This window comes from Ensifer sp. SSB1, from assembly GCF_016652895.1.
In the GTDB taxonomy this organism is placed as follows: Bacteria; Pseudomonadota; Alphaproteobacteria; order Rhizobiales; family Rhizobiaceae; genus Ensifer.
This window is the reverse complement of the sequence record NZ_JAEPRP010000238.1, coordinates 1-8,632: the sequence shown is the minus strand read 5'-3', so window position 1 is coordinate 8,632 and position 8,632 is coordinate 1. Positions and strand designations below refer to the sequence as shown.

10 protein-coding genes are annotated in these 8,632 nt (G+C 61.1%); 6 read left to right on the top strand and 4 right to left on the bottom strand.

All coding sequences use genetic code 11. From position 1 onward, the window contains the following. Nucleotides 1–182 precede the first annotated feature (182 nt). The 4 genes from clpS (at nt 183) to I8N66_RS34090 (ending at nt 4,224) form a co-directional block, all read left to right on the top strand. Nucleotides 183–536, top strand: a complete 354-nt coding sequence (gene clpS / locus I8N66_RS34105; protein ID WP_043622145.1) for an ATP-dependent Clp protease adapter ClpS — start codon at nt 183–185, stop codon at nt 534–536. A 9-nt stretch (nt 537–545) separates the two neighbouring features. Continuing rightward, nucleotides 546–3,062, top strand: a complete 2,517-nt coding sequence (gene clpA, locus I8N66_RS34100) for an ATP-dependent Clp protease ATP-binding subunit ClpA (protein ID WP_291163971.1) — start codon at nt 546–548, stop codon at nt 3,060–3,062. 83 nt (nt 3,063–3,145) lie between these two features. Beyond that, on the top strand, nt 3,146–3,883 hold the full coding sequence (locus I8N66_RS34095; RefSeq protein WP_291163967.1) for an AzlC family ABC transporter permease: 738 nt from the start codon (nt 3,146–3,148) through the stop codon (nt 3,881–3,883). Next, on the top strand, nt 3,880–4,224 hold the full coding sequence (locus tag I8N66_RS34090; RefSeq protein ID WP_113537654.1) for an AzlD domain-containing protein: 345 nt from the start codon (nt 3,880–3,882) through the stop codon (nt 4,222–4,224). Before I8N66_RS34095 ends, I8N66_RS34090 begins: the two co-directional genes overlap by 4 nt. Nucleotides 4,225–4,324: 100 nt before the next feature. Here the strand turns inward: I8N66_RS34090 and I8N66_RS34085 are convergent, their stop codons facing one another. Genes I8N66_RS34085 through I8N66_RS34070 form a run of 4 tightly spaced genes read right to left on the bottom strand, consistent with a single transcriptional unit; the run spans nt 4,325 to nt 7,189 of the window. Beyond that, nucleotides 4,325–4,741: an HIT family protein gene (locus I8N66_RS34085; protein ID WP_223727128.1), complete on the bottom strand. Its 417-nt coding sequence runs from the start codon at nt 4,739–4,741 to the stop codon at nt 4,325–4,327. Nucleotides 4,742–4,789: 48 nt separating this feature from the next. After that, nucleotides 4,790–5,977 carry a GNAT family N-acetyltransferase gene (locus tag I8N66_RS34080; protein ID WP_291163963.1) on the bottom strand — a complete coding sequence of 396 codons (1,188 nt, stop codon included), beginning with the start codon at nt 5,975–5,977 and terminating at the stop codon, nt 4,790–4,792. Nucleotides 5,978–5,981: 4 nt separating this feature from the next. Further along, nucleotides 5,982–6,707, bottom strand: coding sequence for a glycerophosphodiester phosphodiesterase (locus I8N66_RS34075; RefSeq protein ID WP_291163961.1), 726 nt, complete (start codon nt 6,705–6,707; stop codon nt 5,982–5,984). Nucleotides 6,708–6,721: 14 nt separating this feature from the next. Then, complete coding sequence (locus tag I8N66_RS34070; protein WP_057256068.1) at nt 6,722–7,189, bottom strand: RidA family protein; 468 nt, start codon at nt 7,187–7,189, stop codon at nt 6,722–6,724. 145 nt (nt 7,190–7,334) lie between these two features. Here I8N66_RS34070 and I8N66_RS34065 point away from each other — a divergent pair, with 145 nt between their 5' ends. Continuing rightward, the gene (locus I8N66_RS34065) at nt 7,335–8,162 is read left to right on the top strand and encodes a cell envelope integrity EipB family protein (RefSeq protein ID WP_291163957.1); all 828 of its coding nucleotides are present in this window, start codon (nt 7,335–7,337) and stop codon (nt 8,160–8,162) included. Nucleotides 8,163–8,344: 182 nt separating this feature from the next. Beyond that, on the top strand, nt 8,345–8,632 hold a 288-nt coding region (rpsB, locus tag I8N66_RS34060), incomplete at its 3' end, for a 30S ribosomal protein S2 (RefSeq protein WP_291163954.1).

The window sequence follows — 8,632 nt, the reverse complement described above, 5'->3', positions numbered from 1 at the left end:
TTTTGGTTTTCGCATTAGCTGTGCGCAGCCCGAAGAAAGTTGATCAATCTTACGCGGCAACGTGCGATTATGATTGCAGTGCGTTGGTTCGGTCTTAAAATCTGAAAACGAACCATTAGATAAAGGGCAAGCATGCTGCGGCCAAGTTCAGTGGGTCGCTGCTGTACAAGGAACTGACAAGAATGATCGCCATGCCGGTCCGGATGCAGCAAGGTAGCGATGACGAGGGAAACGGCAACAATCGCAGCACGTCCGTCATCACGCGTACCAAGCCGAAGACCAAAAAGCCGAGTTTGTATCGCGTTCTGCTTTTGAATGACGATTACACGCCGATGGAGTTTGTCATCCATATCCTGGAGCGCTTCTTTCAGAAGAACCCGGAAGAGGCGACCCGCATCATGCTTCACGTCCACAATCATGGCGTGGGAGAGTGCGGCGTCTTCACCTATGAGGTCGCCGAAACCAAGGTGACGCAGGTGATGGATTTTGCCCGGCAGCATCAGCATCCGTTGCAATGCGTCATGGAAAAGAAATGAGGAACTAACGTGCCAACATTTTCGCCCAGTCTCGAAAAGGCGCTACACCAGGCACTGACTTTTGCCAACGAGCGCCACCATGAATACGCCACGCTCGAGCATCTGCTTCTGGCATTGATCGATGATGCCGACGCGGCGGCCGTGATGGGCGCCTGCAACGTCAATCTTGAGACGCTGCGCAAGACCGTGACGGATTATGTCGACAACGAGCTTTCCAATCTCGTGACCGGCTACGACGAAGATTCCAAGCCGACGGCGGGGTTCCAGCGTGTCATCCAGCGCGCGGTCATCCACGTCCAGTCCTCCGGCCGCGAGGAAGTAACCGGCGCCAACGTGCTGGTAGCCATCTTCGCCGAGCGCGAAAGCCATGCCGCCTACTTCCTGCAGGAGCAGGAGATGACGCGCTACGACGCCGTCAACTTCATTTCGCACGGCATCGGCAAGCGGCCCGGCAGTTCGGAATCCCGACCCGTGCGCGGTTCGGACGATCACGAGTCCGAGCAGAAGCCTGCGCGCGACAACGAAGAGAGCAGCGCCAAGAAGCAGCAGGACGCCCTGACTGCCTATTGCGTCAACCTCAATGAAAAGGCGAAGTCCGGCAAGATCGACCCGTTGATCGGTCGTCACGCCGAGGTGAACCGTACCATCCAGGTGCTGTGCCGCCGCTCGAAGAACAATCCGCTCTATGTCGGTGACCCCGGCGTCGGCAAGACGGCGATCGCCGAAGGTCTTGCCAAACGGATCGTTGAAAAGAAGGTTCCGGAAGCGCTGCAGGACGCGACGATCTTCTCGTTGGACATGGGCACCTTGCTCGCCGGTACCCGCTACCGCGGCGATTTCGAAGAGCGCCTGAAGCAGGTCGTCAAGGAACTCGAGGATTACCCGGGCGCCGTGCTGTTCATCGACGAGATCCACACCGTCATCGGTGCCGGTGCCACGTCCGGTGGTGCGATGGATGCCTCCAACCTCCTGAAGCCGGCGCTGTCTTCCGGTGCGATCCGTTGCATCGGTTCGACCACCTACAAGGAGTACCGCCAGTTCTTCGAAAAGGATCGGGCGCTCGTCCGCCGCTTCCAGAAGATCGACGTGAACGAGCCGACGATTGCCGACGCGATCGAGATCATGAAGGGGCTGAAGCCTTACTTCGAGGAATACCACCACCTGAAATACTCGAACGAAGCGATCAAGGCCGCCGTCGAGCTTTCGGCCCGTTATATCAACGACCGCAAGTTGCCTGACAAGGCGATCGACGTGATCGACGAATCCGGTGCGGCACAGATGCTTTTGCCCGTTGGCAAGCGGCGCAAGCTGATTACCGAGAAGGAAATCGAAGCAACGATTGCGACGATGGCACGTATCCCGCCGAAGACGGTTTCCAAGGACGACGAAGCCGTTCTTGCCAACCTCGAGCGGGAACTACGTTCGGTCGTCTATGGCCAGGACCTGGCGATCGAAGCACTCGCTTCGTCGATCAAGCTGGCGCGGGCCGGCCTGCGTGAACCGAACAAGCCGATCGGCTGCTACGTCTTCTCCGGCCCAACCGGCGTCGGCAAGACGGAAGTCGCCAAGCAGCTTGCGACGTCGCTCGGTGTCGAGCTTCTGCGCTTCGATATGTCGGAGTACATGGAACGGCATACGGTTTCGCGCCTGCTCGGTGCACCTCCCGGCTATGTCGGCTTCGATCAAGGCGGCCTCCTGACCGATGGCGTCGATCAGCATCCGCATTGCGTGCTGTTGCTCGACGAAATCGAAAAGGCCCATCCGGACCTGTTCAACATCCTGTTGCAGGTCATGGATCACGGCTCGCTGACCGATCACAACGGCAAGAAGATCGACTTCCGCAACGTCATCCTGATCATGACGACCAATGCCGGTGCATCGGAAATGGCCCGGGCCGCCATCGGCTTCGGTTCTTCCAAGCGCACGGGCGAAGACGAAGAGGCGCTGAACCGCCTGTTCACGCCGGAATTCCGCAACCGTCTGGACGCGGTCATTCCCTTCGCCTCGCTGCCGACCCCGGTCATTCACCAGGTGGTGCAGAAGTTCGTCATGCAACTGGAGACGCAGCTTGCCGAACGCAACGTCACCTTCGACCTCGCGCCCGAGGCAATCGCCTGGCTCGCCGAGAAGGGTTACGACGAGAAGATGGGTGCCCGGCCGCTGGCCCGGGTCATCCAGGAAAACATCAAGAAGCCGCTCGCCGATGAGATCCTCTTTGGCAAGCTCAAGAAGGGCGGCGTCGTCAAGGTGACGATCGGCACCAAGGCCGACGGCACCAAGGGCTTGCTGCTCGATGCGGTTCCGGAGACAACGCCGATCAAGCCGAAGGCGGAGGTTTCACGCCCGGCGATGAAGGCGACGAAGCCGAAGAAGGCCGAGGACAAGGAAGAAGTGGGCGCCGAGTCGGCACCGAAGTCCAAGCCGAAGAAGGCGGCCGCCAAGGCATCGTCCGATGGCGAGGCTGGTGCCGGCGACGCGGCCCCGAGAAAGGGCCGCACGGTGCCGAAGGTGCCGCGCAAGAAATAGACCCTCGCAAGAGATGTTCGACGGTGCCGGATGCAAGCCAGCCGGCACCGTTTTTCTGAATCCAAGATAATCCGGAATGGCCGATGAAGAAGGAAGAAGACGAGCAATCATCGCTCGCCTGGTTCGGAAAGGGTATGCGCGGCATCTTCAGCCTGCCGGCCTTCATCCTGATGCTGTCCTTCGTCGGCTTCTGTTCGCTGACGGCCCAGGCCGGTATTCCGGTGGAGCAGGTCGTTTTCATGGTCGGCATGGTCTGGGCGCTGCCGGCCAAGGTCATCCTCGTCAGTTCGATGATGAGCGGCGCGAACCTGGCGGCCGCCTTCCTTGCGGTCTCGCTCTCCTCCGTCCGGCTGATGCCGATGGTTGCGGCGCTCGTTCCGGAACTGCGGACATCGCGGACGCCGACCTGGCTGCTCCTGTTTCTGTCGCATTTCGTCGCGATCACCGCCTGGGTGTTCGCGATGGAGAAGGTGCCGAAGGTGCCGCGTGAGCGGCGCGTTGCCTTCTTTGCCGGCTTCGGCATCACGTTGGTTGCGGCCAACATGTTGCTCGTCGCCGTTGTCTATCACTTCGTCGCCGATTTCCCGCCGATCGCTGCCGGCTGCCTGTTCTTCCTGACGCCGGTCTACTTCCTCGCCTCGATCTGGCATTCGGCGCGTCACCCGGTGGTGTACGTCGCGCTGCTCTTCGGCCTTGCCGGCGGGCCGCTGTTCTATTGGCTGTTGCCGGAGTTCGACATCCTGCTCGCCGGCATCGTCGGTGGCACGCTCGCCTGGCTGGTCGAGCGCGTCTGGCGTCGCCACAAGGAGGTGAGCGCATGACGTGGCAGGACGGTTGGTGGGCCTATGCCTTCATCGCGATCGCCGGCTGGTTGGCAACCGACATCTGGCGCTGGCTTGGCGTTATCGCCGGCAACAAGCTGCGGGATGATTCCGAGGCGTTGAATTGGGTGAGGGCGGTCGCGACCGCGCTTGTCGCGGCGGTCATCGCAAAGCTCATCCTTTATCCGACAGGCGTACTCGAACAATCCCCGCTCTGGCTGCGTGTAGGTGCCGTCGCACTAGGGGCCGCTGCCTTCTTCCTGTTCGGGCGAAAGCCGGCAATCGGGATCGCGACCGCCATCGCAGGGCTGGCCGTGGGGCTCTGGTGGCTGGGCTTCTGAGCGCTCACCTGGGCCGAAGGCCGGTGGACCGGGAAAGTCATCCGCCGAGCCGTGAAGCCGACCCGGCGATAGACATTTCCAAACCAGATTGGAGGCGCGATCAGAGCGCCTGCCGAACCTTTTCGGCATTGGCCGCAAGTACCGCGCCATCTTCCATCGTGCCGGAATGCGGCTTCAGCGGCACGCCTGCGCGCCGCGGAATGACGTGGAAGTGCAGATGGAAGACGGACTGTCCGGCGGGGGCTTCGTTGAACTGCATGACCGTCACGCCATCGGCGTCGAAGGCGTCCTTCGCTGCGACCGCCAGTTTCTGCACCGTCGCGATCAGCGCCGGCAGCGTCGCCGCATCGGCATCGAGCAGGTTGCGCGAGGGCGCCTTCGGAACGACGAGCAGGTGGCCTTCGGCCTGCGGCATGACATCCATGAACGCGATCGTCGCGTCATCCTCGTAGACGCGGTGCGAGGGGATTTCGCCGCGCAGGATCTTGGCGAAGATGTTGTTGTCGTCGTAGCTCATTGTTGTTCCTCGTGAATTGGCGCAGGCCGGCCTCGACTGAAAAGTCGCTCAGTCGTCTTGCCGCTCACCTTTGCGGAAAGGGCCGTGTTCTGCAAGAATCTCGCCCGTTTCCTCCACATCCCTGCGTTCGCGCTGAAGATAGTCGGCAACCGCGCGGGCGAGCCCTTGATGCGTGATGAAATGCGCGGAATGCGTGGTGACGGGCATGTAGCCGCGCGCAAGCTTGTGCTCACCCTGGGCACCGGCCTCAACCCGTTTCAACCCCTTGGCGATCGCGAAGTCGATCGCCTGATGGTAGCAGACCTCGAAATGCAGGAAAGGGTGGTCCTCGATGCAGCCCCAGTGGCGGCCGTAGAGCGCATCGCCCCCGATGAAGTTGATGGCGCCGGCAATGTAGCGGCCGTTTCGGCGCGCCATCACCAACAGGATATCGTCGGCCATGCGCTCGCCGATCAGCGAATAGAAGGCGCGTGTCAGATAGGGACGGCCCCATTTGCGGCCGCCGGTGTCCATGTAGAAGGCGAAGAACTGGTCCCAAATCGCTTCCGTCAGGTCGCTGCCGGTGAGCCAGTCGATCGAGATGCCGTTTTCGACCGCAACCCGGCGTTCCTTCTTGAGCGCCTTGCGCTTGCGTGAGGCAAGGGTCTCCAGGAAATCGGCGTGCGATCCGAAGCCTTCGTTGGTGAAATGGAACTGCTGGTCGGTGCGATGCAGGAAACCGGCGCGCTCGAGGGCGGGCATCTCGGCTTCCGGCACGAAGGTCACATGCGCCGACGAGACATCGTGTCTGCGCGCAAGCTCCTTCAGGCCCGCGGCAAGCGCGTCCTGAACGGCGCTCTGATTTTCACCCGGCGCCGCAAGCAGTCTCGGTCCGGTGGCCGGCGTGAAGGGAATGGAGCTTTGCAGTTTCGGGTAATAGTGCCCACCCGCCCGCTCGAAAGCGTCGGCCCAGCCATGGTCGAAGACATATTCGCCCTGGCTGTGGTTCTTCAGATAGCAGACAAGACCGCCGCGCAGATGCCCGTCCGGTCCTTCCAGAAGCAGGTGCTGGCCGAGCCAGCCCGTCTTGGCCGTCGCCGAGCCGGACTCCTCGAGGGCGGAGAGATAGGCATGCGAAAGGAAGGGATTGTAGACGCCGCCGGGATTCTCCTTCGATGCACCGGAGAGCACGTTCCAGCGTGCTGCCGGCACATCGGCGAAGGATTGGGCTATGCGGATGGTGACGGCGTCTGACATCAGCTCAGGAAACCAGAGCCTCCCGCGGGTCGAAACCCTCGAAGGTCATCTGGTCCGCATGGGCGAAAGTGTAGGCCTCGGCCTGCCGGTCGCGCACGGTCCAGGTAATGATCGTCTTGCCGAGTGTCCGCTCCTTGGTGATGAACGAGTTCGGCAGGTGGCCGTAGTGGTAGGAGATGAAGTCGAGCCCGAGCTGCATCGCTTCCTCATGCACGAAGAAGGTCTCCGGATTGGCGCCTTCCGCAGTCAGGCCCAGCGGGTAGGGCGCGTCGAGCGCCTTCAGGTCCTTGAGCAGCCAGTGATCGAAGCTCATCAGGGCGACCTGTCCCTTGTAGCCTTCCAGCGTCTCCAGCACAGCGGCTGCAAAGCCCTCGTCGTCGCCCTTGCGGCCCTTGAGTTCGATAACGAGGGGTACCTTGCCGTTGACCAGGCGCAGCATCTGCGCCAGCGTCGGCACCTTGTCCTTCGTTCCGCCGATCGCCATCAGGCCGAGCTCGCCGGCGGTGCGTGAGCGAACGTCGCCCTTGATGCCGCAAAGACGCTGGGTGTCGTCGTCATGGAAAACCACCGGAATGCTGTCGGCGGTGTACTGGAGGTCGCACTCGATGGCGAAACCGGCATCGGCGGCGCGGGAGAATGCCGAAAGCGTGTTCTCCCACACCTCTTTGTTCATGTCGTGATAGCCGCGATGAGCGATCGGTTGGGCCTTCAGCCAGGAAATGTCAGCCATGGTGGGGACCTTAATCAGGCGATCTCGATGACAGCGTCGATCTCGACGGCAGCGTTGAAGGGCAGCGAGGCCATACCGACGGCGGCGCGGGCATGCTTGCCGGCTTCACCGAGCACGGTGGCGAGCAGATTGGAGGCGCCGTTGATGACGAGATGCTGCTCGACGAATTCCGGCGTCGAGGCGACGAAGCCGTTGATCTTCACCAGACGACGGATGCGGCCGAGGTCGCCACCGAGCGCCGATTTCGCCTGGGCGAGGATGTTGATCGAGCAGAGTTCGGCAGCGCGCTGCGCACGGGCGACGTCGACGTCCTTGCCGACAATGCCTGTCACGGCGACCTTGCCGTCCTCCATCGGAAGCTGTCCGGAGATATAGAGCATCGAGCCGCTGATGACGTACGGCACGTAGTTCGCGACCGGCGTCGCAGCCTGGGGAAGGGTGACGCCGAGGTCTTTGAGGCGCGTTTCGATCTCTGCAGACATGGAAAGCTCCATTGTTGTCTTTTGTGTTAAAATCCTGCATTCAGGCCGGATCGCGGCGGGTGCCGGCTTTTTCCTGCAAACACCGCCTCGCTTCTGCCGAACGCTTGTTTATAGCATTGCCGGCGAGTCCAACAGGAGGAAACGGATGTTTCATAAAGGCTTCGGTCTCGTCACCCTGCGCAGCGTTTGTTTTGCCGTCATGACGGCGTCAGGCGCTACGGCGGCGAGTGCGAATGTCCTCGTGCCGCATCGCGCCGTCTATGATCTTGAGCTCAAGGATGCGTCGGATCGTTCGGGCATTGCCGGAATGTATGGTCGCATGGTCTATGAATTCAATGGGTCCGCCTGCGAGGGATATACGGTCAGCTTCCGATTCGTCACCCAGGTCGACACCGGTGAGGAGGTGCGCCTCACCGACCAGCAGACGACCACTTACGAAGACCTGAAGAACGGCAATTTCCGCTTCCTGACGCGCTCCTTCACCGACGAGAAGCTGGACAAGGAAGTTCGCGGAACCGCGCATGAGGAAAAGTCCGGCGTCAAGGTGGAGCTGACCGCGCCCGACAAGCGCGAAGTGGAGCTAGCGGCCAGCCGCTTTCCGACCGCCCATATGATGGAAGTGATCTCGCGGGCGAAGAAGGGAGAAAGCCTGTTCGAAGCACGCATCTTCGATGGCTCCGATTCGGGCGACAAAACGCTGATTACCTCGACCTTCGTTGGTAAATCGCGCAAACCTACCGCCGATGAGCCGGATGCCGGCAAGGCCGGCAAGTTCGGCGGCGAAGCCTATTGGCCGGTAACGATCTCCTATTTCAACGATGACAAGAGCGGCGACGCGCTGCCGATCTACCGCATGTCGTTCAAACTCTACGAAAACGGGATCACTCGCGACCTGACCATGGACTACGGCGATTTCGTGTTGACCGGTAAGCTCGCAGACCTTGAAGTATTCAAATCCGAGGACTGTAAATAGTAGATCCCGCCAAAAAGCGGCTTTCGCGACTTGATTTTCTGGGCAGCAGCCGTTAAGGGGCTGCCCATTCCTCCCGTGAGGCAGGGGATGTTCCGGGAGAAATCCGGGTCGTTCCGCCGGTGGGCTTTTCGAAAGAAGAGCTCGACGTCTCGCGGAGGTTCAACCGGAAAAGGAGAAAAGGCATGGCATTGCCTGATTTTAGCATGCGCCAGCTGCTTGAAGCTGGTGTTCACTTCGGCCACCAGACGCACCGCTGGAACCCGAAGATGAAGCCCTACATCTTCGGCGATCGTAACAACGTTCACATCGTCGACCTCGCACAGACTGTGCCGATGCTGTCGCGCGCCCTGCAGATCGTTAGCGACACCGTCGCCAACGGCGGCCGCGTCCTGTTCGTCGGCACCAAGCGCCAGGCTTCGGAAATCATCGCTGACGCTGCCAAGCGTTCGGCCCAGTACTACGTCAATGCT